The organism is Streptosporangium nondiastaticum (genome assembly GCF_003011965.1).
GTDB classification, from domain to species: domain Bacteria; phylum Actinomycetota; class Actinomycetes; order Streptomycetales; family Streptomycetaceae; genus Streptomyces; species Streptomyces nondiastaticus.
The window spans coordinates 82,074-108,066 of sequence record NZ_PXWG01000010.1 but is presented as its reverse complement, the minus strand read 5'-3'; the positions used below and the strand labels follow the sequence as shown (position 1 = coordinate 108,066).

Sequence of the window (25,993 nt, the reverse complement as noted above, 5' to 3'; positions counted from 1 at the left end):
AGCCCGTCCGGCGATTGAGGACCGGGGTCCGGGGCGGAGCCCCGGGATCACATCTCGAACCGGTACCCCATCCCCGGTTCCGTGATGCCGCATCTCCCGGGGGCAACCCCCGGACCCCCGGCCGACCGCCCGGAGCCGCTCGTCACATCTCGAACCGGTACCCCATCCCCGGTTCCGCGATACCGCACCTCCCGGGGACAACCCCCGGGCCCCCGGCCGACCGCCCGGAACCGCCCGTCACATCTCGAACCGGTACCCCATCCCCGGCTCCGTGATGAAGTGCTTCGGGTGCGAAGGGTCACGCTCCAGCTTCCGCCGCAGCTGGGCCATGTACACCCGCAGGTAGTTCGTCTCCGTGCCGTACGAGGGGCCCCAGACCTCCTGGAGCAGCTGCTTCTGGCTCACGAGACGCCCCGTATTGCGTACCAGGACCTCCAGCAGGTGCCACTCGGTCGGCGTCAGCCGGACGTCCCGCCCCTCGCGGTTGACCTTCTTCGCCGCGAGGTCGACGGTGAAGACCTCCGTCTCGACGATCGCGTCGTCCCCCGCGGCCGCGGGCCCCGTCGGCTCGGCGCGCCGCACCGCGGCCCGCAGCCGGGCCAGCAGCTCGTCCATGCCGAACGGCTTGGTGACGTAGTCGTCGGCGCCGGCGTCCAGCGCCTCGACCTTCTCGTCGGAGGTGTGGCGGGCGGAGAGGACCAGGATCGGGACCCGGGTCCATCCCCGCAGCCCCTTGATCACCTCGACGCCGTCCATGTCGGGCAGGCCGAGGTCGAGGATGACCACGTCGGGGTGGCGGGCGGCGGCGAGCTGGAGCGCGGTCGCGCCGTCGGGCGCGGCGTCGACCTCGTACTTCCGCGCCTTGAGGTTGATCACGAGGGCGCGGACGATCTGCGGCTCGTCATCCACCACGAGCACCCGGTTCATCGGTAACCACCTCTGCTGGTCGTGCGGGCCCCTCCGCGGGGCCCGGGGTCGGGGACTGCGACTGCTGGTCTTGCGACTGCTGGTCTGCCGGTGCGCGGGGAATGTCTCACGAGGTGGCCTGCGCCGGAAGGTCCGCGCGGACGGGGGCGACCCCCGCGGCGGCCCGCAGGGTGAGCACCATGGTCATGCCACCGCCGGGCGTGTCCTCGGCGGCGAGGGTGCCGCCCATGGCCTCCGCGAAGCCCCGGGCGACGGCCAGGCCGAGACCCACGCCGGCCCCCCGCGGGGCGTCCCCGTAGCGCTGGAAGGGCTCGAAGATGCGGTCCTTCGCGCTGTCGGGGACGCCGGGGCCGCGGTCGGCCACCCGGACCTCCACCCGATCGCCCAGGGCGCTGGCGGCCACGTGGACGGGCGTACCGCCGGGGCTGTACTTGACGGCGTTCTCGACGACGTTGGCGACGCTGCGCTCCAGCAGGCCCGGGTCGACGGCGACCATCGGCAGCGACTCGGGGATGTCGAGGGTGACGCTGCCCTCGGGGACGCCCCCCAGAGCCATGGGCACGACCTCGTCCAGGTCGATCTCGCGGATCAGCGGGGTGACGGTGCCGGTCTGCAGCCGCGACATGTCGAGGAGGTTGCCGACGAGGTGGTCGAGGCGGTCCGCGCCGTCCTCGATGCTCGCCAGCAGCTCGGCCTCGTCCTCCTCGGACCAGGCCACGTCGTCCGAGCGCAGGGACGTCACCGCGGCCTTGATCGCGGCGAGCGGGGTGCGCAGGTCGTGGCTGACGGCGGCGAGCAGGGCCACGCGGATGCGGTTGCCCTCGTCCAGGCGGCGGGCCCGCTCGGCCTCGCCGACCAGCCGCTGCCGGTCCAGGACGACCGCGGCCTGCGCGGCGAAGGCGGCGAGGACGCGGCGGTCCTCGGCGGGCAGGACGCGGCCGGAGAGGGCCAGCGCCATGTTGTCGCCCACGGGCATGTCGACGTCGGCGTCCTCGGGCCGCAGCAGGGGCTTGCCCGAGCTCGTCACGACGCTGGCCGCGCACGTCCACGGGTCGACCTCGCTGGCGCGCTCCAGCAGCGCCACGGACTCCATCGCGAAGGTCTCCCGGACCCGCTCCAGCAGGGCGTCCAGGCTGGTGTCGCCGCGCAGGACGCTGCCCGCCAGGAAGGAGAGGATCTCGGACTCGGCCCGCAGCCGGGCCGCCTGGTGGGTGCGGCGCGCGGCCAGGTCCACCACGGACGCCACGGACACCGCGACGAAGACGAAGATCGTGATGGCGACGATGTTCTTCGGGTCGGTGATCGTCCACTGGTGGAGGGGCTCGACGAAGAAGTAGTTCAGCAGCAGCGAGCCGAAGGCCGCGGACGCGAGGGCGGGCAGCAGGCCGCCGAGGAGGGCCGCGGCCACCGTCATGCACAGGAACAGCAGCATGTCGTTGGCGAGGCCGAGGTCCGGTCCGATGTGCGTCAGCAGCAGGCTGAGCAGGGCGGGGCCGCCCACGCCCACGAGCCAGCCCGCCACGATGCGGCCGCGGCCCAGGCGGGCGCCGCGCGCCACCGGCAGGCCGCGGCCCTTGGCGGCCTCCTCGTGCGTGACGATGTGCACGTCGAGGTCCGGCCCGGAGTCGCGGGCCACGGTCTGGCCCACGCCGGGGCCGAACACGTACTGCCAGGTCTTGCGGCGGCTGGAGCCCAGCACGATCTGGGTGGCGTTGACTCCGCGGGCGAACTCCAGCAGCGAGGCGGGCACGTCGTCCCCGATCACGTGGTGGAAGGTGCCGCCGAGGTCCTCGACCAGGGTGCGCTGGACGGCCAGCTCCTTCGGCGACGCCGAGGTGAGCCCGTCGCTGCGGGCGATGTAGACGGCGAGGATCTCGCTGCCGGAGCCCTTGGCGGCCATGCGCGCCGCGCGGCGGATCAGCGTGCGGCCCTCGGGGCCGCCGGTGAGGCCCACGACGATGCGCTCGCGGGCGTGCCAGATGGTGGAGACGCTGTGCTCGGTGCGGTACTGGCGCAGGTATTCGTCGACGCGGTCGGCCGTCCACAGCAGCGCGAGCTCGCGCAGCGCGGTCAGGTTGCCGGGCCGGAAGTAGTTGGAGAGGGCCGCGTCGACCTTGTCGGGCTTGTAGATGTTCCCGTGCGCCATGCGGCGGCGCAGCGCCTGCGGCGACATGTCGACCAGCTCTATCTGGTCGGCGCGGCGCACCACCTCGTCGGGCACGGTCTCCTGCTGCCGGACGCCGGTGATCGACTCGACGACGTCGCCGAGCGACTCCAGGTGCTGGATGTTGACCGTGGAGACGACGTCGATGCCCGCCTGCAGCAGTTCCTCGACGTCCTGCCAGCGCTTGGTGTTGCGCGAGCCGGGCACGTTGGTGTGGGCGAGCTCGTCGACGAGGACGACGGCCGGGCGGCGGGCCAGGACGGCGTCGATGTCCATCTCCGTGAAGGCCGTCCCGCGGTAGGCGATCTCCTTGCGGGGCACCTCCTCCAGGCCGTGCAGCATCACCTCGGTGCGCGGCCGACCGTGGTGCTCGACGAAGCCGACCACGGCGTCCGTGCCGCGCTCCACGCGGCGGTGGGCCTCGGAGAGCATCGCGTACGTCTTGCCGACGCCCGGTGCCGCGCCGAGGTAGATCCGAAGCTTGCCGCGTCCCATGGCCCCATTGTCTTTCACGCCACGCGGTGGTGTCCGGCCGCTCCGTGACGGCCGGCAGTGCCGATGTGCCCGCACTGCCGCGTACGGCCGACCTTACGGCCAAACTTTCGGACATATGGGGCGTGCGGGGGTGCGGGGCGCGGTATTGACGCAGCTCTGACGCGGTGTGCCGTGTCCTTTGCCATGCCCCTCTCGGGCTCCGTACGGCCCCGGGCCGGGAGGCGGGGCGGCGCCGGGCGGCATGATGGCGGCATGACCGACATCCGCACGGCCCACACCTCCGACCTGACCGGCAAGGAACTCACCGCGATCCGCGCCCTCATGGACGACGCGTTCGAAGGGGACTTCTCCGACGACGACTGGGACCACACCGTCGGCGGCATGCACGCCCTCGTCCGGGAGGGCGGCGAGCTCATAGGCCACGGCTCACTCGTGCAGCGCCGGCTCCTGCACGGCGGGCGCGCGCTGCGGGCCGGCTACGTGGAGGCGGTCGCCGTCCGCGCGGACCGGCGCCGGCAGGGCGTGGCATCGGCCGTCATGGAGGCGCTGGAGCGGGTCCTGCGGGACGGGGCGTACGAGGTGGGCGCGCTGGGCGCGGCGGACGAGGCGGTGCCGCTGTACGAGGGCCGCGGCTGGCAGCGGTGGCGCGGCCCGTCGTCAGTGGTCTCCCCGCAGGGCCTCCGGCGCACGGAGGAGGAGGACGGCTGCATCTACGTCCTCCCGCTCGGCGCGGCGCTGGACCTGGACGGCGCGCTGGCCTGCGACTGGCGCCCCGGGGACGTGTGGTAGCCCCACGTCCCGCGCCGACAGGCGCACCACCGGCCCGGAGCCCGGGCCGCCGGAGCCCCAACCCCTTCTCCCCGCCGCAACGGCGCTCAGCCGCATGACCGCGACCCGGCGGCGCCGAACCGGCCCCAGGCCGCAGGGCACCGCCGAACACCACCGCGGGGGCTGAGCACCGCCGCGGCGGAGGAACTCGGCGGGGCCGACACCCCCTCCACCGCGGCGGAGTACGTCGCCGGGGCCGGCGCCCGCGGCGGAGGGCGGCCGATGCGTCAGCGAGGGCGTGGGACCGGGCGGCGGCCCAAGAGGTCCGCCAGGCCCTGGCGGGTCGCGGCGACGAGGACGCGGTCCTGGCCGCGCAGTACGTAGTCGCCGGGGAGGTCCCGCAGGAGGACCGTCTGCCGGCCGGACGCGTCCGGCCGGACCATGGTCAGGCCGAGCACCCGCCACGCGCCCGGCGCGAACGCGTCGGCGGCGGCGCGGCCCTCCAGGCCGGCGTGGCCGACGACCTCAAGGGCTGCGATGAGGACGACGCTCCGTTCCACCGGCACCGCCCCCAGGATCTGACGTCCTATCATCGCGCTGGCGAAGGCCGGGGCGACGAGGAACGACACGCTGCGGCTGCGGGTCCGTGCCCGGGGGTACGTGTCGCGCAGGGTGCGGTAGACGGCCTTGGCGAAGCGGTCGTCGTAGAGCCGCATGACCACGCGGACGTCGGGCTTGACGGTCCGCGCGTACAGGGCGGCCTCCAGGTTGGTGATGTCGCTGCTGGTCAGCGCCATGAGCGTGCCGCTCTGGCCGATCTTGGCGGCCGCCAGCACGCCTTCCTCGGTGACGTCGCCGATGATCGTGGGCACGCGCAGCGCGCGGGCGAGCGCGACGCCGCGGGCCTGCGGGTCGCGCTCGACGCAGACGACGGGGATGCCGAGCTCGCGGAGCCGGGCCAGCACACGGGTGCCGATCTTGCCGAGTCCGAGCAGCACCACGTGGCCGGAGAGGCCGCGCCGCGGGCGCCGCAGGGCGGAGGCGGAGCGGAAGGTGCCGAGCCCTTCCAGCGCGGCGGCCACGAGCAGGGGGAGCAGGAGCAGGCCGGTGAAGCCGGAGAGGAGCTGGAGGATCTGCCGGCCGTGGCCCTCGCGGATCGCGGGCTCGTTGATCGCGAAGAGGTCGAGGAGCGAGAGGTAGACGGCGTGGGTGGGGTTGTTGCTGCTGACGCTCCAGGACGCGACGGCGAGCCCGCAGACGGCGGCGGTCAGCAGCGCGAGGGCCCAGCGCAGGCGCCGGGAGAAGAACGAGCCGAGGGGCAGGCCGCGGACCATGGGCCGGGCGGGCGGCCCGGACGGCACGTCGAAGGGGACGGCTTCCAGGACGACCCGGGAGCGCCCCTCCGCGCCGGGCGGCGGCACGGCGCCGGGCAGCAGCAGGGGCCCGTCGGCCTCGGGCCCGTACGCGCCGGCGGGCCGCTGGGCCGGGGCGAGGAGGGCGACGGTGCACAGCTCCTGCGGGCGTGCGGCGTCCTCCGCCGCGGGCGGCCGCTCGACGGCTCTCAGCAGTCTGCCGCCGACGTCGAAGACCCGGCTGTGCCCGGAGACGGCGGCGGTGACGAGGACGGGGGCGGCGGTGTCCGCGTCCGACAGGACGGTGGTGGTGGCGTCGGTGACGGGCTCGGCGTCCTGCGTGGCGGCGGCCAGCAGGGCGGCCTGGTCGAGGACTTCCTCCAGATGCTGGCCGAGCCGCCGGTTGTAGAGGCGGATGACGAGCCGGACGCGCGGGTTGAGGCGGCGGGCGAGGAGGGCCGCCTGGACGTTGGTCTCGTCGTCGTCGTAGACGAGGGCGAGGGCCGTGGCCCGGGCCACCTGCGCCTCGGTGAAGGCGTCCTCGTCGGGCTCGGCCGCCTCCACGACGCGGACGAGACCGCTGCCGGCCGCCGCGGCGCCGTTGCGGTCGGGGCCGCCGGCGCGGCCGACGACTCCGGTGACGCGCCCGAAGAGGGCCGCGGCGCGGCCGACCATGGGCGCGGGGCGCCGCCGGGCCTCGCCCGCCGGCGGCAGGACGACGGTGACGCGCTCGCCGTACACGCCGGAGAGCTCGGCTGCGAGCCGGTGCGCGAGCCCGTCGTCACCGCACACCACCATGTGCGGTGCGGGCGAGGTGACTTGGGGCTGCTGGTTCAGTGTGGCCACACTGTCAGACTGCCCTGCACCGGTCGAACATTCACCGGAATTGCCACGGACATGCAGGACATTCGGCCCGGTGGAAGCGGAGTCCGCGCCACCATCCACCGGAAGCCGCCCCTCCCCCGCGGTCCGGCGAGGGGCGCCGCGGGCGCACGACAGCCCGGCCCCTCCTGACGAGGAAGCCGGGCTGCGGCCTCGGGCCGTACGGGCGTCACACCAGCCGTACGGCCGACTGTCACCCCTGTCGTACGGCCGTCATTCCTGCCGGCCCCGGCCGACCGTCACACCAGCCGTACGACCGTCACACCAGCCGCACAACCGACCGTCACACCAGCCGTACAGCCGTCACCGCTTCCCACCGGCCCCGGCCAGCTCCCGCAGGGCGACGTTGAGCTTCAGGACGTTGACGCGCTCCTCGCCCATGAAGCCGAGGACGCGGCCGTCCACGTGGTCCTCGACCAGCTTCTCGACCGTGGCCGCCGGCAGGCCGTTGGCCTCGGCGACGCGCTTGGCCTGCAGGCGGGCGTACGCCGGCGAGATGTCCGGGTCGAGGCCCGAGGCGGAGGCCGTCAGCGCGTCCACCGGCACGGCCGAGGGGTCGGCGTGGTTGAACGCGGCGACGTCCGCCCGCCGCTGCTTGACGGCGTCGAGCAGGGTCTTGCTGTCGGCGGCGAGGTTGGAGGCGCCGGAGACGATCAGCTTGTACTGCGTGTTCTCGGCGTTCGGACCGGCGGCCGAGGGGCGCGGCTGGAAGTACTTGGGGTCCGGCAGCGGGTTGCCGTCCTTGTCCTTCTTGCCGGGGAGGTTGTAGCTCTGGCCGAGCCGCTCGGAGCCCACCGACTTGCCGTCGACCGTGACTTCGGAGCCGTTGGCCTTGCCGTGGAAGGCCGCCTGGGCGATGCCGGTGACGACCAGCGGGTAGATCACCCCGCAGACCACCGTGAGGACGAGCAGGGCGCGGAGCCCCGCGCCGACCAGGCGGGCCGTGCTGCGTACGGAGTTGTTCATGGTGTCGTCACCCGATGCCAGGGATGAGGGAGATGAGCATGTCGATGATCTTGATGCCGATGAACGGGGAGATCAGACCGCCCAGTCCGTAGATCAAGAGGTTGCGGCGGAGCATGGCGTCCGCGCTCATCGGGCGGTAGCGCACGCCCTTGAGGGCGAGCGGCACGAGGGCGACGATGATCAGCGCGTTGAAGATGACCGCCGAGAGGATGGCCGACTCGGGCGAGGTCAGGCTCATGATGTTGAGCTTGTCCAGGCCGGGGTAGGCCACCGCGAACATCGCCGGGATGATGGCGAAGTACTTGGCGACGTCGTTGGCGATCGAGAAGGTCGTCAGGGCGCCGCGGGTGATGAGCAGCTGCTTGCCGATCTCGACGATCTCGATGAGCTTGGTGGGGTTGGAGTCCAGGTCCACCATGTTCCCGGCCTCCTTGGCGGCCGAGGTGCCGGTGTTCATGGCCACGCCCACGTCCGCCTGCGCCAGCGCGGGAGCGTCGTTCGTGCCGTCGCCCGTCATCGCCACGAGCTTGCCGCCGGCCTGCTCGCGCTTGATGAGCGCCATCTTGTCCTCGGGGGTGGCCTCGGCGAGGAAGTCGTCGACGCCGGCCTCCTCCGCGATGGCCTTGGCCGTCAGCGGGTTGTCGCCCGTGATCATGACGGTCTTGATGCCCATGGCGCGCAGCTCGTCGAACCGCTCGCGCATGCCCTCCTTGACGACGTCCTTGAGGTGGATGACGCCCAGGACGCGCGCGCCCTTGTCGTCCTCCAGGGCGACGAGCAGCGGGGTGCCGCCGGCCTGCGAGATGTCGTCGGTGAGCTTGCGGGCATCCTCGGCCACGCGGCCGCCCTGCTCCTCGACCCAGGCGATGACCGAACCGGTCGCGCCCTTGCGGACCTTGCGGCCGTCCACGTCGACGCCGGACATCCGGGTCTGGGCCGTGAAGGGGATCCACTCGGCGCCCACGAGCTCGCCCTCGTGGCGCTCGCGCAGGCCGTACTTCTCCTTGGCGAGGACGACGATCGAGCGGCCCTCGGGCGTCTCGTCGGCGAGCGAGGAGAGCTGGGCGGCGTCGGCGACCTCGGCCGCCATGGTGCCCTTGACGGGCACGAACTCGGCGGCCTGGCGGTTGCCGTAGGTGATGGTGCCGGTCTTGTCGAGCAGCAGCGTCGAGACGTCGCCCGCGGCCTCCACCGCGCGCCCGGACATCGCCAGGACGTTGCGCTGCACCAGCCGGTCCATGCCCGCGATGCCGATGGCGGACAGCAGGGCGCCGATGGTGGTCGGGATGAGGCAGACGAGCAGCGCCGCGAGGATGATCATCGACTGCTCGGCGCCCGCGTAGATCGCGAACGGCTGGAGCGTGATGACGGCCAGCAGGAAGACGATCGTCAGCGAGGCGAGCAGGATGTTCAGCGCGATCTCGTTGGGCGTCTTCTGCCGGGCGGCGCCCTCGACCAGGTTGATCATCCGGTCGATGAAGGTCTCGCCGGGCTTCGTCGTGATCTTGATGACGATGCGGTCGGAGAGGACCTTGGTGCCGCCGGTGACCGCCGAGCGGTCGCCGCCGGACTCGCGGATGACCGGGGCCGACTCGCCGGTGATGGCCGACTCGTCGACCGAGGCGACGCCTTCGACGACGTCGCCGTCGCCCGGGATGATGTCGCCGGCCTCGCAGACGACCAGGTCGCCCACGCGCAGCTCGGTGCCGGGCACCGACTCCTCGGTGTCGCCGTTCAGGCGGCGCGCCACCGTGTCGGTCTTGGCCTTGCGCAGGGTGTCGGCCTGGGCCTTGCCGCGGCCCTCGGCGACCGCCTCGGCCAGGTTGGCGAAGAGGACGGTCAGCCACAGCCAGACGGTGATCGCCCAGCCGAACCAGGAGCCGGGGTCCTTCAGCGCCAGCACGGTGGTGACCACCGAGCCGATCAGGACCACGAACATCACCGGGGCCTTGACCATCACCCGTGGGTCGAGCTTGCGGAAGGCGTCCGGCAGCGACTTCAGCAGCTGCGCGGGGTCGAAGAGGCCGCCGGAGACCCGGCCGGACTCCGGGGAGCCCTGCGGCTGGACGTCCTCCTCGGACGGCGTACGGACAGGGGTGGTCGTGCTCATGAGAGTCCCTCCGCCATCGGGCCAAGGGCCAGGGCCGGGAAGTAGGTCAAGCCGGTGATGATGAGGATCGCGCCGACGAGCAGGCCGGCGAAGAGCGGCTTCTCCGTGCGCAGGGTGCCGGCGGTCTCGGGGACGGGCGTCTGCTCGGCGAGCGAGCCGGCCAGCGCCAGGACGAAGACCATCGGCAGGAAGCGGCCGAGCAGCATGGCGAGGCCGATCGTGGTGTTGTACCAGGGCGTGTTGGCGTTGAGGCCGGCGAAGGCGGAGCCGTTGTTGTTGGCGCCGGAGGTGAACGCGTAGAGGACCTCGGAGAAGCCGTGGGCGCCGCTGCCGTCCACCGAGTTGCCCTTGACGTTCAGGATCGACTCGGGCGGCGAGGAGAGCGCCATGGACAGGGCGGTGAAGCCCAGCACCAGGGTCGGGGTGATGAGGATGTAGCACGCGGCGAGCTTGATCTCGCGGGTGCCGATCTTCTTGCCGAGGTACTCGGGCGTCCGGCCGACCATCAGGCCCGCGATGAAGACCGCGATGATCGCCATGACGAGCATGCCGTAGAGGCCGGAGCCGACGCCGCCGGGGGCGATCTCGCCGAGCATCATGCTCAGCAGCGTGAGGCCGCCGCCGAGGCCGGTGAAGGAGGAGTGGAAGGAGTCCACCGCACCGGTCGAGGTGAGCGTCGTGGTGGTGGCGAAGATGGCCGAGGCGCCGACGCCGAAGCGCTGTTCCTTGCCCTCCATCGCGCCGCCCGCGGCCTGCAGCGCGGGGCCGTGGTGCGCGTACTCGGTCCACATCATCAGGGCGGTGAAGCCGAGCCAGATGACGCCCATCGCGGCCAGGATCGCGTAGCCCTGCCGGACGTTGCCGACGAGCTTGCCGAAGGTCCGGGTCAGCGCGAAGGGGATGACGAGGATCAGGAAGATCTCGAAGAGGTTGGAGAAGGCGTTGGGGTTCTCGAACGGGTGGGCGGAGTTGGCGTTGAAGTAGCCGCCGCCGTTGGTGCCGAGCTCCTTGATGACCTCCTGCGAGGCCACGGCGCCGCCGTTGACCTGCTGGGTGCCGCCCGTGAGCCGGCCGATCTCGTGGATGCCCGAGAAGTTCTGGATCGCGCCGCAGGCGACGAGGACGATCGCGCCGATCACCGAGAGCGGGATCAGGATGCGGACGGTGCCGCGCACGAGGTCGGCCCAGAAGTTGCCGAGCTCGCCGGTGCGGGACCTGGCGAAGCCGCGGACCAGCGCGACCGCGACGGCCATGCCCACAGCCGCGGAGACGAAGTTCTGCACGGCGAGGCCGAGCGTCTGGACGGCGTGGCCCATGGCCTGCTCGCCCGAGTACGACTGCCAGTTGGTGTTGGCGACGAACGAGGCGGCGGTGTTGAACGCCTGGTCCGGGCTGATCGCGGTGAAGCCGAGCGACAGCGAGTCGGGAAGTATGCCCTGGATCCGCTGCAGGAGGTACAGGAAGAGGACGCCGACGGCGGAGAAGGCCAGGATCCCGCGCAGGTACGCGGGCCAGCGCATCCCGGCGTCCGGGTCGGCGCCGATCGTGCGGTAGATCAGCTTCTCGGCGCGCAGGTGCTTCTCGGAGCTGTAGACGCGGGCCATGTAGTCGCCGAGCGGGCGGTAGGACAGCGCCAGCGCCGCGATGAGCGCGAGGAGCTGGAGGACTCCGGAGAGTACGGGGCTCATATCTGTGCTCAGAACCTCTCCGGGAAGACGAGGGCGAGGATCAGGTAGCCCAGGAGGGCGACGGCCACGACCAGGCCGACGATGTTCTCGGCGGTCACAGCTTCGTCACCCCCTTGGCGACGAGAGCCACCAGCGCGAAGACCGCGATCGTGGTGACGACGAAGGCCACGTCGGCCATCGTGTGCTCCTAGAGAGGTTCGGACAGGAACGGACCATCACAGGAAACCGTTCGCGGCCCGCTCCGGGGCTTCCGTTGACGCGCTCTATACGGCCATTAGCGCCCCCTTGATGGAATCCATACGGATACGCCTTTGACCTGCAAAAACGCCGCTGGGCCGCAACCCCGGTCAGGGGTTGCGGCCCAGCGGAAGGCCGTAATCCAGCCGCCGGCGAGGGTGTTCGCCGGTGGCTGCGGGCGTGGTGTCAGCGCACTTCGGAGATCTCCGGACCGCGCTCCAGGCGGTCCACGCCGCCCGCGAAGCGCGAGCGGTCGTCGTCCTGCTGCTGCAGGCCCTCGGCGACCATCTGGGCGTCCTCGGGCAGCTTCAGGACGATCGGGTCGCGCGGAGCCATCGGGGACTCGCCGCGGACGACGACGGTGTCCCGGAAGATCTGCTCCAGCAGACCCGCGGTCTGCGGCTGCACTGCGCCCTGGCCGGAGATCACACCGCGCAGGAACCAGCGCGGCCCGTCGCACCCGACGAAGCGCACCATCTGCACGCCCTGCGTGCCGTCCGGCAGCGCCACGGGCACCTGGGCCCGCAGCTCCCAGCCGAGCGGGCCCTGGACCTCGTCCACCACACCGCCCTGCTGGGTGATGCCGGAGGCGATCTCCTCGCGGACCTCGCTCCAGATGCCCTCGCGCTTGGGGGCGGCGAAGCCCTGCAGCTGCACGGCGCTGTCGCGGAGCACGACGGTGGCGGCGACGATCGCGTCACCCGCGACCTCCACGCGCAGCTCCATGCCCTCGACACCCGGCACGAACAGGCCGCCCAGGTCGACCCGGCCCTCGGCGGGGTCGCGGACCTCGGAGAGGTCCCACGGCCCGTCGGGGCGCGGCTCCGGCTCCAGCCGGACACGGCTCTCGGCCGCGGAGTCCGACGCGGCCGGCGACTCCTCGGCCAACTCCTCGGAGGTCACGTCGTCGGGACGGGAGTCCCGGGCCACGTCCTCACTGCGCTTGCGGCGACGACCGAACACGTCACTGTCCTTCCCGGTCGCTGGCGACCGAAGCGAATCCATACCCCACGGCAGCGTGGCCACCGGTGGACCCGAAGCCCCCTTCGGCCCGTGCCGAGCCCGGAAGCTCCGCGACCTCGTGGAAGCGGACCTTCTCTACCTGCTGGACGACCAACTGGGCAATGCGGTCGAACCTCTCGAACCTGACGGTCTCCCGCGGGTCCAGATTGACCACAATCACCTTGATCTCTCCACGGTACCCGGCATCGATGGTCCCTGGGGCATTCACCATGGAGACTCCGCACCGGGCTGCGAGGCCCGAACGCGGGTGCACGAAGGCGGCATAGCCGTCCGGCAGCGCGATGGAGACGCCCGTCGGCAGCACCATCCGCTCCCCCGGGGCCAGCTCGGCGGCCTCGGTGGTCACGAGGTCGCAGCCGGCGTCGCCGGGGTGGCCGTAGGAGGGGAGGGGCACCTCGGGGTCCACTCGGCGGATGAGGACGTCCAAGGGTTGACGCGTCACGGGTTCACCTCGAAAGCTCGCGCGACCTTCACCTGGTCGGGGTTGGCCAGCGTGGCCTGGATCTCTGCGGGACGGCCGTGCTCGATGAAGTGGTCGACCTTGACCTCGACGAACACCGCCTCGGCACGGAGCGCGACCGGGCCCTCGGGCCCGCCGATCCGGCCGGTGGCCGCGGCGTAGATCTTACGGCCGTGCACGGCCTTCACCTCGGCCCGCAGGTGCAGCACGGTGTCGACCGGCACGGGCAGCAGGTAGTCGGTCTCCAGCCGGCCGGTCACCGCGATCACCCGCAGCATCCAGCCCAGCGCGCTCAGCGTCTCGTCCAGCGCCGTCGCCAGCACCCCGCCGTGGGCGAGGCCGGGGGCGCCCTGGTGGGCGTCCTTCACCCGGAACTCCGCGGTGACGCACACCCCGTCGCCGGCCCGCACATCGACGTGCAGCCCGTGCGGGACGCCGGGGCCGCAGCCGAAGCAGTACTCGTAGTGCGACCCGATGGTCTCGCCGGGCGCGGGCGCGTCGGGGTGCCGCACCGGGGGCACGGCCCCCTCCGGCGGCGTCAGCGCTGTCGTTCGTCCACTCACAGGGGCTGACCTTACCCGCGAGGGCCGGGCCCGGTCCCGCTCGTGTCAAGCTTGGGCCCATGCAGGCTTACGAAGAACGTCTCACCGCGCCCCGTTCCTGGTGGTTCATCGCGCTTCTGGCCGGGGTGGCGATGGCGCTGATCCTGCTGCCCCTGGGCACGGTGCCGATGCTCGGCGGTCTCGTGGGCGGCGGCGCGCTCGCGGCGGTGGCCGTCAGCTCCTACGGCTCGGTGCGCATCCGCGTGGTGGGCGGCACGCTGATCGCGGGCGACGCCCGGATCCCCCTCGAAGCGCTGGGGACGCCGCAGGTGCTGGACGCCGAGGAGGCCCGCGCCTGGCGCACGTACAAGGCCGACACCCGCGCCTTCATGCTGCTGCGGGGGTACGTGCCCACGGCGCTCCGGGTCGAGATCACCGACCCGTCCGACCCGACGCCCTACGCCTACCTCTCCACGCGCTCTCCCGAGCGCCTGGCCGCCGCGCTGACGGCGGTAACGGCTTCCTGACGGGCGTACCGGCTTCCTGACGGGCGGCTGCGCCACAGGCTCGTTCAGGGACTCTCCGGCGGTCCGGGGGCCGGGCGTCCGGGCCCGGCCCGCAGGCCGCTACACGAGCGGGAGGGGGCCTTCCGGGCCCCCGGGGAGCGCTTCCCACGGCACCTGCCGGGCGCGCAGGTCCTTGCGGACCCTGGCCGCGAGCCTTCTGGTGTCGCGGCGGTTCATCACCGCACCCACGGTCGCGCCGATCATGAACGGCGTGAGGCTGGGGAGATTGCGGAACGTGCGCTTGAGGATCTGCTGGCGCAGCTCGCGCTTCAGCTGGCCCCCGAGGGCCGCGTTGACCGTGGTGGGGGCCGTGACGTCGATGCCGCGCTCTTCGGCCCAGGCGGCCAGATAGGCCAGGGACCGCTGGCCGAGGGTGCCGGGGGCCCGCAGGCCGTACACCTCGTGGAGCTCGGCGATCAGCTTGAACTCCACGGCGGCGACGCCGGTGATCTCGGCCGCCAGCTCGGCGGGCATCGCGGGCGGCACCGGCAGCATCGCCGCGGCGCCGACTCCGGCCCCGACGGTGGACGTGGCGTTGGCCGCGCCGGCCACCAGCTTGTCGGCGAGCTCCTCCGGGCCGAGGCCCGGGAACTGGGCCCGCAGCGTCGCGAGGTCGCGCACCGGGATGCGCGGGGCGTTCGCGATGATCCGGTCGGCAAGGGCGGTGAGACCCGCCCGTGCTCCCCGGCCGCCCTTGGTGGCGCCACGGCCGACCGCAGCGGCGAGCGAGGCCGTGCGGCCCCGCTCGACGTGAGTGCCGGCCGTGTCACCAGAGGCGGGTGCGTCCTGCCGTGCGGCGTCCCGGCCCGGCCCGGTGGTCAGCTCGGGCTGCCGGGAGCGCCGCTTCCAAAGCGGGGTCGAGCCTGCCATCGCAGACCCGGTCCTCAGTCGCAGTCGCGGCAGATCGGCTGGCCGTTCTTCTCGCGAGCCAGCTGGCTGCGGTGGTGCACGAGGAAGCAGCTCATGCAGGTGAACTCGTCGGCCTGCTTGGGCAGGACCCGGACGGCCAGCTCCTCGTTGGAGAGGTCCGCGCCGGGCAGCTCCATGCCCTCGGCGGCCTCGAAGTCGTCCACGTCGACGTTCGACGCCGACTTGTCGTTCCGGCGGGCCTTGAGCTCTTCAAGGCTGTCCGAGTCGACGTCGTCGTCGGTCTTGCGTGGGGTGTCGTAGTCCGTTGCCATGTCGCTCTCCCCCTCTGGGTGTCTGCGGTGTCTCCAGCGCACGTAACGCGTGAGAGGCCGGACTTGTGCCCGACCCGAGGCGGAGATTTTGCCTCACATCAAGGTCTGTTACTCAATCGACACCCAACCGCACACCTGAAGAGGTGATGGGGATGGATGGCGAACCGGACCGTACACGGTCCGGATGCCGCGTGCAGATGCGCCATCACGTGTACTTCCCGTGATCAGGACCAGCAGAAACCCCCATTTTCCCGGCGTTCCGGCGAGTCCAGCGATCACGGAGAGTGGATGGCCGGAAGTTTGCGTGTGTGAGCGATTCCACACATCCACAGCAAGGGGCGGAACATGAAAATTCCGCCCAAAGCGAACCTACGGCCGCCCTATTCTCGCAGAAATTTTCAGGTGGGCAGGACCACTCTCATGATCAACCCGCCTCCCTCGCGCGGCTCCGCGGTGATCCGCCCGCCGTGCGCGCGGGCCACCGAGCGCACGATGGACAGCCCCAGGCCGACGCCCTTGTCGCTGCCCGTGCGCTCCGTGCGGAGCCTGCGGAACGGCTCGAAGATGTTGTCCAGCTCGTACGCCGGGACCACCGGGCCGGTGTTCTCCACCACCAGCACCGCCTGGCCCGGCTGCGCCTCGGTGGTGACCTCGACCCAGCCGTCCGGCGCGTTGTAGCGCACGGCGTTCTGCACGAGGTTCAGCGCGATCCGCTCCAGCAGCACGCCGTTGCCCTGGACCACCGCGGGCTGACGCGTGCCGCGCAGCTCCACGCCCTTGTCCTGGGCCTCCGAGCGCGTCTGGTCCAGCGCCCTGGACGCCACCTCGGCGAGGTCCACGGGCTTGCGGTCGACGATCTCGTTGTCGCTGCGGGCGAGCAGCAGCAGGCCCTCCACCAGCTGCTCGCTGCGCTCGTTCGTGGCCAGCAGCGTCTTGCCGAGCTGCTGGAGCTCCGGCGGCGCACCGGGGTCGGAGAGGGTGACCTCCAGCAGCGTGCGGTTGATCGCGAGCGGCGTGCGCAGCTCGTGCGAGGCGTTGGCCACGAACCGCTGCTGCGCGGTGAAGGCCCGCTCCAGCCGGTCCAGCATCTCGTCGAAGGTGTCGGAAAGCTCCTTCAACTCATCCTCCGGCCCGCCCAGTTCGATGCGCCGGGAGAGGTCGGTGGCGGCCACCCGGCGGGCGGTCCGCGTCATCTTGCCCAGCGGCGAGAGGACCCGCCCCGCCATGGCGTAGCCGAAGGCGAAGGCGATCACGGCGAGGCCCAGGAGGGCCAGCAGGGAGCGCTTGAGGAGGCCGTCGAGGGCGATGGCGCGCTGGTGCTCCATGCACAGCCGCAGGCCGTTCATGAAGGCGTCGCTGTTGGTCGCGGAGCCCTGGGGCAGGCTCCGGCAGCTGGCGCTGGTCTCGACGTTGGCGTTGAGGATCCGGAACGGCAGCTGGTTGCCCTGGGTGAGGGCGTCGGCCGCCAGCAGGTAGATGATCGTCAGCAGCAGGACGCCCGCCATCAGGAACATCCCGCCGTACAGCAGGGTCAGCCGTATCCGGATGGTGGGGCGCAGCCAGGGGAAGGGCCGCACGACGGGCTGCCGCGGGTCCCAGGTGGGCTTGGGGGGCGCTGCGGGGGGTGCGGGCGCGGGGGTGGGGGCGGTGGACATCAGGGTCAGATCCGGTATCCGGAGCCCGGCACGGTGACGATCACCGGGGGCTCGCCGAGCTTGCGGCGCAGGGTCATGACGGTGACCCGGACGACGTTGGTGAAGGGGTCGGTGTTCTCGTCCCAGGCCTTCTCCAGGAGCTGCTCGGCCGAGACGACCGCGCCCTCGCTGCGCATGAGGACCTCCAGGACGGCGAACTCCTTGGGGGCGAGCTGGACCTCGCGGCCGTCGCGGAAGACCTCGCGGCGGTTGGGGTCGAGCTTGATGCCGGCGCGCTCCAGGACGGGCGGCAGGGCCACGGTCGTGCGGCGGCCGAGGGCCCGCACGCGGGCGGTGAGCTCGCTGAAGGCGAAGGGCTTGGGGAGGTAGTCGTCGGCGCCGATCTCCAGGCCCTCCACGCGGTCGCTGACGTCGCCGGAGGCGGTGAGCATCAGGACGCGGGTGGGGATGCCGAGCTCGACGACCTTGCGGCACACGTCGTCGCCGTGGACGAGGGGCAGGTCGCGGTCGAGGACGATCACGTCGTAGTCGTTGACGGCGATCCGCTCCAGGGCGGCGGCACCGTCGTACACGACGTCGACCGCCATGGCCTCCCGGCGCAGTCCGGTGGCGACGGCATCGGCGAGCAGTTGCTCGTCCTCGACGACGAGTACGCGCACGGCGTTGATCCTTCCCTTTGGGCCCGGGCGGGCAGGCTGGAGATACCCCTGTGGGTGCCTCCATGGTGCCTCGAACCTCGGTAAACCGGCTGTAAGGGGTGCCGGGGGCCGACTGGCCGGCCGGTCGTTCCGGATCGCGGCCGGGCAGCGGCCCTGAGCGGTTTCCGGTCCGGTCGGGGATTGGTTCCGGACGGGAGGTTTCCCCGCGGACGCGGCTGGGGAAGACGTCTGCACACCCGCGATCACGCCCAGTGGCGGCACGCCACTACGGCACGCCCGCCCGCGCCAGGGCAGGGGCGCGATCGATTCGCCGTCGGCACACCCCCGTGCCATCGACCCACGACGAGGGGGCGCAGCACCATGGACGCGTTCACCGCTGGCATTCTGCAGCGCATAGAGACCACCCGCAGCGACCGGGACCAGGCCCGCAGGCTGGGCGACGAGTACACGGCCGAGGTGGAGCAGTCCGCCCTGGACGATCTCCACCGCCTGGCCGCCGAGCACGGCGTCAAGGTCTCCGCTGCCTGATCCGGACCCGGCGGCGACGCCCCGGCACCCGAGAGGGGCCGGGGCGTCGTCATGCCCGCAGGAGGGCGGCTGAGGGCCGCGGCGGCGGTGCTCAGCCCTGCCAGGCCCCCAGCTCCTCCAGCCGCCCCTGCAGCTGCTCGAAGAGGGCCGGCGGGGCCGCCACCGTGAGCTCGGTGGAGGCGGGCTCGCCCGGACGGCCGCCCGTCAGCGCCCCGGCCTCGCGGGCGATCAGCGCGCCCGCCGCGTAGTCCCAGGGGTTGAGGCCGCGCTCGTAGTAGCCGTCGAGCCGGCCGCAGGCCACGTCGCACAGGTCGATCGCGGCCGACCCGCCGCGCCGGATGTCGCGCACCTGCGGCAGCAGGGAGCGCAGGACCTCCGCCTGGGAGGCGCGGCGCGAGGCGAGGTAGCCGAAGCCGGTGCCGATCAGGGCCTGGTCGAGGCCGGGCGCGGGCCGTACGGCCAGCCGCCGCTCGCCCAGGTGGGCGCCCTCGCCGAGGACGGCGTGGTAGGTCTCGCCGCGCATCGGGGCGGCCACGACGCCGACGACGGCCTCGCCGTCGAGCTCGGCAGCTATCGACACGCACCAGGACGGCAGGCCGTAGAGGTAGTTCACGGTGCCGTCGATCGGGTCGATGACCCACCGGACGCCGGTGCTGCCCTCGCTGCTGGCGCCCTCCTCGCCCAGCAGGCCGTCGGCCGGGCGGCGCTCGGCGAGGAAGCCGGTGATCAGCTTCTCGGCGGCGATGTCCATCTCGGTGACGACGTCGATCGGGCTGGTCTTCGTCGCGGCGACCCCGAGGTCCGCCGGGCGGCCGTCGCGGAGCAGCGCCCCGGCACGGTCGGCGGCCTCAAGGGCCACGGCCAGGAGTTCTGCCTTCAGAGTGTCGCTCACGGTGCTGGTGCTCCTTGGACGGGATGGGGCGGGATTGCGGCGGGAGGGCCGGGATTGCGGCGGAGTGCCGGGGTCACGGCGGGAGGGCTGGGATCACGGCGGGAGGGTCAGAGGGTCAGGCGTACGGGCTGTCGGCCCCGGCGGCGGCCGGGCGCGGGGCCCTGGCCGGGCAGCAGCCGACGGGGCAGAGGTCGTGCGAGGGGCCGAGGGCGCCCAGGGCGCACCGCTCGGGGTGCTCGCCGCGCTCGGTCGCGGCGCGCTCCAGGACGAGCTCGCGGACGGCGGCGGCGAAGCGGGGGTCGGCGCCGACGGTCGCCGCGCGGGCGACCGGCAGGCCGAGCTCCGCGGCCTTGGCGGCGGCCTCGGTGTCGAGGTCGTACTTGACCTCCATGTGGTCCGAGACGAAGCCGATGGGGACCATGACGACGGCGGGGACGCCGGCGGCGTGGGAGGCCTCCAGGTGGTCGCAGATGTCGGGTTCGAGCCAGGGGATGTGCGGGGCGCCGCTGCGGGACTGGTAGACGAGCCGCCAGGGGTGCTCCCGGCCGGTCTCCTCGCGGACCGCCTCCGCGATCGTGCGGGCCACGTCGAGGTGCTGGGCGACGTAGGCGCCGCCGTCGCCGTGGCCCTCCGCCGGGCCGGAGGCGTCCGCGGCGGCCGTGGGGATGGAGTGGGTGGTGAAGGCCAGGTGGGCACCCTCGCGGACCGCCTCGGGCAGCTCGGCGAGGGCCGCGAGGACGGCGTCGGCCATGGGGCGGACGAAGCCGGGGTGGTTGAAGTAGTGCCGCAGCTTGTCGACGCGGGGCGGGGTGACGCCCTCGGCCTCCAGGGCGGCGAGCGCGTCGGCCAGGTTCTCCCGGTACTGGCGGCAGCCCGAGTACGAGGCGTAGGCGCTGGTGGCGAGGGTGAGCACGCGGCGCCGGCCGTCGGCGGCGATCTCGCGCAGGGTGTCGGTCAGGTACGGCGCCCAGTTGCGGTTGCCCCAGTAGACCGGGAGGTCGGTGCCGTGCTCGGCGAACTCCTTGCGCAGGGCGCCGAGCAGCGCCCTGTTCTGGTCATTGATCGGGCTGACGCCGCCGAAGAGGAAGTAGTGCTGCCCGACCTCCTTGAGGCGCTCGCGGGGGATGCCGCGCCCGCGCGTGACGTTCTCCAGGAAGGGGACGACGTCGTCCGGGCCCTCGGGACCGCCGAAGGAGAGCAACAGCAGGGCGTCGTAGGGGGCGTGCGCTGGCTGATCCGACATGGGTCCGATCCTGCCACTCGTCACTGACAGGCAGGAAATGGCGGTGCGTCGCACGAACGTGCCCACGTAAGCTGTATCGGCCACCTACGTCCCTTACGGCACCCTCGATCCGTCCCGCCCCCGATCTCCCTGGGAGCCGTCCTTGCCCAGTCCGTACCGCGCGATCTTCGCCGCCCCCGGCACCAAGAGCTTCTCGGCCGCCGGCCTGCTGGGCCGCATGCCGCTGTCCATGTTCGGCATCGGCGTCGTCACGATGGTCTCCCAGATCACCGGTCGCTACGGCCTGGCGGGCGCCCTCTCGGCGACCCTGGCCATCTCCGCCGCCGTCCTCGGACCGCAGATATCCCGGCTCGTCGACCGGCACGGGCAGCGCCGGGTGCTGCGCCCGGCGACGCTCCTGACCCTGGCCGCCGCCGCGGGGCTGCTGATCAGTGCGCAGCAGCGCTGGCCGGACTGGACGCTGTTCCTCTTCTCGGCGTGCGCCGGGTGCGTGCCGAACGTGGGCTCCATGGTGCGGGCCCGCTGGGCGGCCATCTACGGCGGCAGCCCGCAGCTCCACACCGCGTACGCCTTCGAGTCCGTCGTCGACGAGGTGTGCTTCATCTTCGGCCCGATCCTGTCGATCGGGCTCTGCACGCAGTGGTTCCCCGAGGCGGGTCCGCTGCTGGCCTCCTGCTTCCTGGCGGCCGGGGTGTTCTGGCTGACCGCCCAGCGCGGCACCGAGCCCGAGCCGCACCCGCAGGGGGAGCAGGCGCGCGGCGGGGCGCTGCGCTCGCGCGGCCTGCAGGTCCTCGTGGCCACCTTCGTCGCCACGGGCATGATCTTCGGCACCTGCGACGTGGTGACCGTCGCCTTCGCCGAGGAGCAGGGCCACAAGAGCATGGCGAGCCTGGTGCTCGCGACGTACGCGCTGGGCTCCTGCGCGGCGGGGGTGATTTTCGGACTCCTGCCGCTCAAGGGGGAGATGGCCCGCCGCTGGCTCGTGGGCGTGTGTGCGATGGCCGTGAGTATGATCCCCCTCCAACTGGTCGGGAGCCTGCCGTTCCTGGCCGTGGCGCTCTTCGTCTCGGGGCTGTCGATCGCGCCGACCATGGTGACGACGATGGCCCTGGTCGAACAGCACGTACCGCGCGCGCAGCTGACCGAGGGCATGACCTGGACGAGCACGGGGCTCGCGGTCGGCGTGGCGCTGGGGTCGTCGGCCGCCGGCTGGGTGGTCGACGCCCGCGGCGCCGCCGCGGGGTACGCGGTGTCCGGGGTGGCGGGGGCGCTCGCGGCGGCGGTCGCGCTCCTGGGGTACCGCCGGCTCCGCACGCAGGCAGAGCAGCGGCCGGGGGCACCTGTGCCGCAGGCGAGGGGAGGGTCTGACGCGCATGACGGAGACGACCGGAACGACGGCCGGCACGGAGAGCGGGACGGGCACAGCAAGGGCGTCGTCGCCTAGGACGGCCGGATCGCCCGCGTGGCGCAACTGGGCGGGGAACGTCACCGCCCGCCCCGCCCGGACGGTCGCCCCCGCGACGGCGGGAGAGGTCGCGGCGGCGGTCACCCGGGCCGCGTCGGACGGCCTCAAGGTGAAGGCGGCCGGCACCGGCCACTCGTTCACCGCCGCGGCCGCCACCGACGGGCTGCTGCTGCGCCCCGAGCGCCTGGCGGGCCTCCGCGCGATCGACCGCGCGGCCGGCACCGTGACGGTGGGTGCCGGCACCACGCTCCGGCAGCTGAACGAGACGCTGTCCGCGCACGGCCTGTCGCTGGCCAACATGGGCGACATCATGGAGCAGACCGCCTCCGGCGCCGTCAGCACCGGCACCCACGGCACCGGCCGCGCCTCGGCCTCCCTCTCCGCCCAGGTCCGCGGCCTGGAGCTGGTCACCGCGGACGGCTCGGTGCTGTCCTGCTCCGCGGACGAGAACCCGGAGGTCTTCGCGGCCGCCCGGCTCGGGCTCGGCGCGCTGGGCGTGCTCACCGCGCTCACCTTCGCCGTGGAGCCGGAGTTCCTGCTCCGGGCCCGCGAAGAGCCGATGCCGCTCGACCGCGTCACGGCCGAGTTCGACCAGCTGGTCGCCGAGAACGAGCACTTCGAGTTCTACTGGTTCCCCCACACCACCAGCTGCGTCACCAAGCGCAACAACCGCAGCGCGGGCCCCGCCGCCCCGCCCGGCCGGATCGGCGCCTTCGTCGAGGACGAACTGCTCTCGAACGGCCTCTTCGGCGCCCTGTGCGCCGTGGGCCGCGCCGTCCCCGCCGCGATACCGGGCATCGCCCGCATCGCCGGCCGCGCCCTGTCCGCCCGCACCTACACGGACGTCCCGTACAAGGTCTTCACCAGCCCGCGCCGCGTCCGCTTCCTGGAGATGGAGTATGCGCTGCCGCGGGAGGCCGCCGTCCCGGCGCTGCGCGAGCTGTGGGCCGCGATCGAGCGCTCGCGGCTGCGCGTGGCCTTCCCCGTCGAGGTCCGCACGGCTCCCGCGGACGACATCCCCCTGTCCACGGCCTACGGACGGGACACCGCCTACATAGCCGTACACATGTACAGGAGCGTCCCCTATCAGGCGTACTTCCGGGCCGCCGAGCAGATCATGACGTCCCACGGCGGACGCCCCCACTGGGGCAAGCTCCACAGCCGCGACGCGGGGCACCTCGCGGCGGCGTACCCGAAGTTCGAGGAGTTCACCGCGCTGCGGGACCGGCTGGACCCGCAGCGGGTGTTCGGCAACGACTATCTGCGGCGGGTGCTGGGGGCGTAGGGGCCCGCGGCCGGCTGCTGGGCAGGCCGGTGCCGGTGGCCGTACCGGGCGTGGCTACGAGACGGTGCCGCCCGCCGGCGGCTTGGGCGTCGACTGGCCACCGGTGGTGCCGGCCCCGCTCGTGGTGCCGCCCTTGCCGTCGCCACCCGTGCCGCCGTCCGGGGACGTGGACGGGTTCGGCGAGGGATCCGGCTTGGGGGACGGCGAGGAGCCGCCCGAGGACGGGGACGTCGACGGCTCCGGCGACTGCTTGCCCGTACCGCCGCTGCCCTCGCCGGACGCGTCCGGGTCCGGCGTGGAGCCGGTGTCCCCGCCGGGGCGGTGCCGCTCGCCGCTGTCGCTGCCGCCGTCGTGGGAACGGCCGGGGCCGGGGTTCCGCTCGGGCGTCGGGTCCTGCTTGTTCCGGGACTTCCCGCCGTCGAAGATCTGGCCGACCGTGGTCGAGCCGCCACCGTCCGCGCTCGAACCCTTGACCAGTTCGACCGCGGTGACCGTGCCCATGGCGAGGACGAAGACCGCGCCGGCCGCGATCAGGGGGCGCTTCCAGCCGCGCACCCGGGTGCCATGGGTGGTGGCCGGGGTGTACGCGTCGGTGTACGGGCCCGGGTGTGCGTCGGGGTGCGCGTCGCCGTACGCAAAGGAGTGTTCGTCGGCGCGTGCCCCAGGGCGCGCGCCCGCGTACGCGCTGCCGGGCTCCGGCGTCTGTCGCACCGTGTGCACCAGCCGTGTCGCCGCGTCGCCGTCCGCGGCGGCCGCGCGGTTGACCGCCCGTCCCGCGTCCTGCACGGGAACCTGCCGCATTCTCGGTTTCGCCGACTGCGCGGTCGCCTCGCGGAGCTGTTCGCCGGTCCGCCGGAACAAGTGCTGGAAGATCGTGCCACCGGAGGTGGCCACGACGCTCACGACACCGGCGCCGATGACCGTGCCGTACACCCCGAGCTTGCCTGCGAGCAGTGCGGCGATCACCGCCGCAAGGGCGCTGCCGGCGACCTGCGCGAGGCTCAGGTCCAGACGCTTGTTCTTCGCTTTTGCCTCGCTTTCGCCTTTGTCGTCCATCTCCTGCCTCTGTGTAGCCCTTGGGTCCGTCTTGCAGGTAGAAGAGACATTCGAGCGTAACGAACAGTTCCGATTCCGGCGATTGTGTGAACCTCGACACCCGTGCGACCCGCTTCGCACCCGATAGGTACGATCAACTCCCTTCTCCCGCGTGAACTTCGATGGCGCGCCATTCCACCCTCAGTGGCCCGAATGGAGTACTGTGGCGAGCCCTGGCCCCGGTGTCCCGTCCGGCTGCCCGGACCCAACGGGCGGGGCCCCAGCGGCTCTCACCCCCGTCAACTCGGCAATGTTGTGGCAGGCTGCACCCGGGCAGGCCACACTCGACTAGCGGAAGCAGCGACGCACGTGACGTCGGCAGGCACCACCCGGGAGGTCCCCATGCCCGAACTGCGTGTCGTGGCCGTCTCCAACGACGGCACACGGCTGGTGCTCAAGGCTGCGGACAGCACGGAGTACACCCTCCCCATCGACGAACGGCTGCGCGCCGCCGTGCGCAACGACCGTGCTCGCCTGGGGCAGATCGAGATCGAGGTGGAGAGCCATCTCCGCCCCCGCGACATCCAGGCGCGCATACGTGCGGGAGCCTCCGCGGAGGAGGTGGCGCAGCTCGCGGGGATCCCCGTCGAGCGGGTGCGCAGGTTCGAGGGCCCGGTGCTGGCCGAGCGCGCGTTCATGGCCGAGCGCGCCCGCAAGACGGCCGTGCGCCGCCCCGGCGAGAACACCGGCCCGCTCCTCGGCGAGGCGGTGGCCGAGCGGCTCATGCTGCGCGGGGCCGAGAAGGACACCGCGCAGTGGGACTCCTGGCGCCGGGACGACGGCACGTGGGAGGTCCTGCTCGTCTACCGGGCGGCAGGTGAGCCGCATGCGGCGAGCTGGTCGTACGACCCGCCGAGGCGGATCGTTCAAGCGATGGACGACGAGGCCCGCGCGCTCATCGGCGAGACCGACGACACGCCCGAGCCGAGCTTCCCGTTCGTGCCCCGGATCGCGCGGCTGCCGCGGGACCGGCCGCTCGACCGGTCGCTGGACCGGCAGCAGGCGTCCTCCGGCCCGCCGGCCCCGCCGGAGGCGGAGGCCGAGTCCGCAGAGGAGCCCGGCAAAGAGCGGGATTCGCTGACGAGCCTGCTCGAAGCGGTGCCCAGTTTCCGCGGTGACATGGTCGTGCCCGAAACGGCCTCGGCCGTGCAGGCCGCTGACGAATCGTCCGAGGTGCCGGAGGCTGTCGAGCCGCCGGCACCGGCCGCGAGTGCGGGTGCCGCGTACGCGGACGTCCTCATGCCGCGGTCCGTGGCCGGCCACCGCGACCGGCTGACCGGAACGACGGACCGTCAGGCCGAGGCGGACGGGGTCCGGCCGGGCCGCCGCGCGGCGGTCCCCAGCTGGGACGAGATCGTCTTCGGCACCCGCCGCAAGAAACAGGAGTAATCGCTACGGCAGTGACTCCCTGTCAGCCCCCCGGCCGGGCCCGGGGGCGCCGACGGCAGCGCGCGCGGCCCGAAGGCCGGCCGGAAGACCATACGCACGGCCGGCTCGGCACCGCCGGGCCGCGTCGCGGGGGTTTCCCGCCGTCGCGGCGGAAGAAGTTGCGGCCGCCCGGCACCCCTCCCCCGCCGCAGCGGCACCCTCCCACGACGTCGCCTGCAGCGGCAGCCCCTCCGAGCCACGGCACAAGGCGGATGACGGCGCCCCGCACCGCCGGTCTGCGCCGCGGGGGTTTCCCGCCGCCGCGGCGGGAGGAAACGCGGGTGCGCTGCACCCCTCCCCCGCCGCAGCGGCGCCCGGCCGCAAAGGTCCTTCCCGGCGGTGCCATCCCGCCCCCGGCACGGAATCAGGCACCGGCCCGATC

General features: G+C 72.9%; 23 protein-coding genes. 6 read left to right on the top strand and 17 right to left on the bottom strand.

Going from position 1 to position 25,993, the window contains the following annotated elements:
* Positions 1 to 237 precede the first annotated feature (237 nt).
* Positions 238 to 927 (bottom strand): response regulator, encoded by a 690-nt coding sequence (locus B7P34_RS07300; RefSeq protein ID WP_030366096.1) that lies wholly within the window; start codon positions 925 to 927, stop codon positions 238 to 240.
* Positions 928 to 1,033: 106 nt separating this feature from the next.
* Complete coding sequence (locus B7P34_RS07295; protein WP_106674983.1) at positions 1,034 to 3,586, bottom strand: sensor histidine kinase; 2,553 nt, start codon at positions 3,584 to 3,586, stop codon at positions 1,034 to 1,036.
* A gap of 252 nt (positions 3,587 to 3,838) precedes the next feature.
* Between B7P34_RS07295 and B7P34_RS07290 the strand changes: the two genes are divergently transcribed.
* Positions 3,839 to 4,375: a GNAT family N-acetyltransferase gene (locus tag B7P34_RS07290; protein WP_106674982.1), complete on the top strand. Its 537-nt coding sequence runs from the start codon at positions 3,839 to 3,841 to the stop codon at positions 4,373 to 4,375.
* 266 nt (positions 4,376 to 4,641) lie between these two features.
* On the opposite strand, the gene B7P34_RS07285 is transcribed toward B7P34_RS07290, so the two are convergent.
* From B7P34_RS07285 to B7P34_RS07250, 8 genes are all read right to left on the bottom strand, one after another.
* Entirely contained in the window at positions 4,642 to 6,552 is a 1,911-nt protein-coding gene (locus B7P34_RS07285) for an NAD(P)-binding protein (RefSeq protein WP_223267590.1), read from the bottom strand.
* Between the two features lie 339 nt (positions 6,553 to 6,891).
* Positions 6,892 to 7,554, bottom strand: a complete 663-nt coding sequence (kdpC, locus tag B7P34_RS07280) for a potassium-transporting ATPase subunit KdpC (RefSeq protein WP_106674980.1) — start codon at positions 7,552 to 7,554, stop codon at positions 6,892 to 6,894.
* 7 nt (positions 7,555 to 7,561) lie between these two features.
* Entirely contained in the window at positions 7,562 to 9,664 is a 2,103-nt protein-coding gene (gene kdpB, locus B7P34_RS07275) for a potassium-transporting ATPase subunit KdpB (protein ID WP_106674979.1), read from the bottom strand.
* A complete protein-coding gene (gene kdpA / locus B7P34_RS07270) occupies positions 9,661 to 11,352 on the bottom strand; it encodes a potassium-transporting ATPase subunit KdpA (protein ID WP_106674978.1) in 1,692 nt (563 codons plus the stop codon). Before kdpA ends, kdpB begins: the two co-directional genes overlap by 4 nt.
* An 8-nt stretch (positions 11,353 to 11,360) precedes the next feature.
* A complete protein-coding gene (kdpF, locus tag B7P34_RS07265; RefSeq protein ID WP_043188605.1) occupies positions 11,361 to 11,450 on the bottom strand; it encodes a K(+)-transporting ATPase subunit F in 90 nt (29 codons plus the stop codon).
* Between the two features lie 325 nt (positions 11,451 to 11,775).
* Positions 11,776 to 12,552, bottom strand: a complete 777-nt coding sequence (locus B7P34_RS07260; RefSeq protein ID WP_106674977.1) for a DUF3710 domain-containing protein — start codon at positions 12,550 to 12,552, stop codon at positions 11,776 to 11,778.
* Between the two features lies 1 nt (position 12,553).
* On the bottom strand, positions 12,554 to 13,054 hold the full coding sequence (gene dut, locus B7P34_RS07255; protein WP_058042151.1) for a dUTP diphosphatase: 501 nt from the start codon (positions 13,052 to 13,054) through the stop codon (positions 12,554 to 12,556).
* The gene (locus tag B7P34_RS07250; protein WP_106674976.1) at positions 13,051 to 13,635 is read right to left on the bottom strand and encodes a PaaI family thioesterase; all 585 of its coding nucleotides are present in this window, start codon (positions 13,633 to 13,635) and stop codon (positions 13,051 to 13,053) included. Before B7P34_RS07250 ends, dut begins: the two co-directional genes overlap by 4 nt.
* A 59-nt stretch (positions 13,636 to 13,694) precedes the next feature.
* Here B7P34_RS07250 and B7P34_RS07245 point away from each other — a divergent pair, with 59 nt between their 5' ends.
* Positions 13,695 to 14,141, top strand: coding sequence for a DUF3093 domain-containing protein (locus tag B7P34_RS07245; protein ID WP_106674975.1), 447 nt, complete (start codon positions 13,695 to 13,697; stop codon positions 14,139 to 14,141).
* Between the two features lie 99 nt (positions 14,142 to 14,240).
* Here B7P34_RS07245 and B7P34_RS07240 read toward each other — a convergent pair whose 3' ends face one another.
* The 4 genes from B7P34_RS07240 to B7P34_RS07225 form a co-directional block, all read right to left on the bottom strand.
* The gene (locus B7P34_RS07240; RefSeq protein WP_106674974.1) at positions 14,241 to 15,050 is read right to left on the bottom strand and encodes a hypothetical protein; all 810 of its coding nucleotides are present in this window, start codon (positions 15,048 to 15,050) and stop codon (positions 14,241 to 14,243) included.
* Between the two features lie 14 nt (positions 15,051 to 15,064).
* On the bottom strand, positions 15,065 to 15,361 hold the full coding sequence (locus tag B7P34_RS07235) for a DUF4193 domain-containing protein (RefSeq protein ID WP_106674973.1): 297 nt from the start codon (positions 15,359 to 15,361) through the stop codon (positions 15,065 to 15,067).
* Between the two features lie 398 nt (positions 15,362 to 15,759).
* Positions 15,760 to 17,016: a sensor histidine kinase gene (locus B7P34_RS07230; RefSeq protein WP_106674972.1), complete on the bottom strand. Its 1,257-nt coding sequence runs from the start codon at positions 17,014 to 17,016 to the stop codon at positions 15,760 to 15,762.
* Positions 17,017 to 17,021: 5 nt separating this feature from the next.
* Positions 17,022 to 17,675 carry a response regulator transcription factor gene (locus tag B7P34_RS07225; protein WP_030368611.1) on the bottom strand — a complete coding sequence of 218 codons (654 nt, stop codon included), beginning with the start codon at positions 17,673 to 17,675 and terminating at the stop codon, positions 17,022 to 17,024.
* 360 nt (positions 17,676 to 18,035) lie between these two features.
* Between B7P34_RS07225 and B7P34_RS37330 the strand changes: the two genes are divergently transcribed.
* Positions 18,036 to 18,203, top strand: a complete 168-nt coding sequence (locus B7P34_RS37330) for a hypothetical protein (protein WP_189382548.1) — start codon at positions 18,036 to 18,038, stop codon at positions 18,201 to 18,203.
* 91 nt (positions 18,204 to 18,294) lie between these two features.
* Here the strand turns inward: B7P34_RS37330 and B7P34_RS07220 are convergent, their stop codons facing one another.
* Positions 18,295 to 19,095 carry an inositol monophosphatase family protein gene (locus B7P34_RS07220; protein ID WP_106674971.1) on the bottom strand — a complete coding sequence of 267 codons (801 nt, stop codon included), beginning with the start codon at positions 19,093 to 19,095 and terminating at the stop codon, positions 18,295 to 18,297.
* Positions 19,096 to 19,210: 115 nt separating this feature from the next.
* A complete protein-coding gene (locus B7P34_RS07215) occupies positions 19,211 to 20,338 on the bottom strand; it encodes a ferrochelatase (RefSeq protein WP_106674970.1) in 1,128 nt (375 codons plus the stop codon).
* Positions 20,339 to 20,480: 142 nt separating this feature from the next.
* Here B7P34_RS07215 and B7P34_RS07210 point away from each other — a divergent pair, with 142 nt between their 5' ends.
* Positions 20,481 to 21,782 carry an MFS transporter gene (locus B7P34_RS07210; protein ID WP_106674969.1) on the top strand — a complete coding sequence of 434 codons (1,302 nt, stop codon included), beginning with the start codon at positions 20,481 to 20,483 and terminating at the stop codon, positions 21,780 to 21,782.
* A complete protein-coding gene (locus B7P34_RS07205; protein ID WP_106674968.1) occupies positions 21,712 to 23,088 on the top strand; it encodes a D-arabinono-1,4-lactone oxidase in 1,377 nt (458 codons plus the stop codon). Before B7P34_RS07210 ends, B7P34_RS07205 begins: the two co-directional genes overlap by 71 nt.
* Positions 23,089 to 23,142: 54 nt before the next feature.
* Here the strand turns inward: B7P34_RS07205 and B7P34_RS07200 are convergent, their stop codons facing one another.
* Positions 23,143 to 24,144 (bottom strand): hypothetical protein, encoded by a 1,002-nt coding sequence (locus B7P34_RS07200; RefSeq protein WP_106674967.1) that lies wholly within the window; start codon positions 24,142 to 24,144, stop codon positions 23,143 to 23,145.
* A 381-nt stretch (positions 24,145 to 24,525) separates the two neighbouring features.
* On the opposite strand from B7P34_RS07200, the gene sepH reads away from it, so the two are divergent.
* Positions 24,526 to 25,572, top strand: a complete 1,047-nt coding sequence (sepH, locus tag B7P34_RS07195) for a septation protein SepH (RefSeq protein WP_223267589.1) — start codon at positions 24,526 to 24,528, stop codon at positions 25,570 to 25,572.
* The last annotated feature ends 421 nt before the right edge of the window (positions 25,573 to 25,993 follow it).

What these genes read in the sequence shown, in the direction of transcription:
- kdpB (WP_106674979.1), bottom strand. Translation starts at nt 9,664, where the DNA reads ATGAGCACGACCACCCCTGTCCGTACGCCGTCCGAGGAGGACGTCCAG.
- B7P34_RS07290 (WP_106674982.1), top strand. Translation starts at nt 3,839, where the DNA reads ATGACCGACATCCGCACGGCCCACACCTCCGACCTGACCGGCAAGGAA.
- B7P34_RS07205 (WP_106674968.1), top strand. Translation starts at nt 21,712, where the DNA reads ATGACGGAGACGACCGGAACGACGGCCGGCACGGAGAGCGGGACGGGC.
- B7P34_RS07230 (WP_106674972.1), bottom strand. Translation starts at nt 17,016, where the DNA reads ATGTCCACCGCCCCCACCCCCGCGCCCGCACCCCCCGCAGCGCCCCCC.
- kdpC (WP_106674980.1), bottom strand. Translation starts at nt 7,554, where the DNA reads ATGAACAACTCCGTACGCAGCACGGCCCGCCTGGTCGGCGCGGGGCTC.
- B7P34_RS07295 (WP_106674983.1), bottom strand. Translation starts at nt 3,586, where the DNA reads ATGGGACGCGGCAAGCTTCGGATCTACCTCGGCGCGGCACCGGGCGTC.
- B7P34_RS07245 (WP_106674975.1), top strand. Translation starts at nt 13,695, where the DNA reads ATGCAGGCTTACGAAGAACGTCTCACCGCGCCCCGTTCCTGGTGGTTC.
- B7P34_RS07235 (WP_106674973.1), bottom strand. Translation starts at nt 15,361, where the DNA reads ATGGCAACGGACTACGACACCCCACGCAAGACCGACGACGACGTCGAC.
- B7P34_RS37330 (WP_189382548.1), top strand. Translation starts at nt 18,036, where the DNA reads ATGGACGCGTTCACCGCTGGCATTCTGCAGCGCATAGAGACCACCCGC.
- B7P34_RS07200 (WP_106674967.1), bottom strand. Translation starts at nt 24,144, where the DNA reads ATGGACGACAAAGGCGAAAGCGAGGCAAAAGCGAAGAACAAGCGTCTG.
- B7P34_RS07215 (WP_106674970.1), bottom strand. Translation starts at nt 20,338, where the DNA reads ATGTCGGATCAGCCAGCGCACGCCCCCTACGACGCCCTGCTGTTGCTC.
- B7P34_RS07300 (WP_030366096.1), bottom strand. Translation starts at nt 927, where the DNA reads ATGAACCGGGTGCTCGTGGTGGATGACGAGCCGCAGATCGTCCGCGCC.
- sepH (WP_223267589.1), top strand. Translation starts at nt 24,526, where the DNA reads ATGCCCGAACTGCGTGTCGTGGCCGTCTCCAACGACGGCACACGGCTG.
- B7P34_RS07240 (WP_106674974.1), bottom strand. Translation starts at nt 15,050, where the DNA reads ATGGCAGGCTCGACCCCGCTTTGGAAGCGGCGCTCCCGGCAGCCCGAG.
- kdpA (WP_106674978.1), bottom strand. Translation starts at nt 11,352, where the DNA reads ATGAGCCCCGTACTCTCCGGAGTCCTCCAGCTCCTCGCGCTCATCGCG.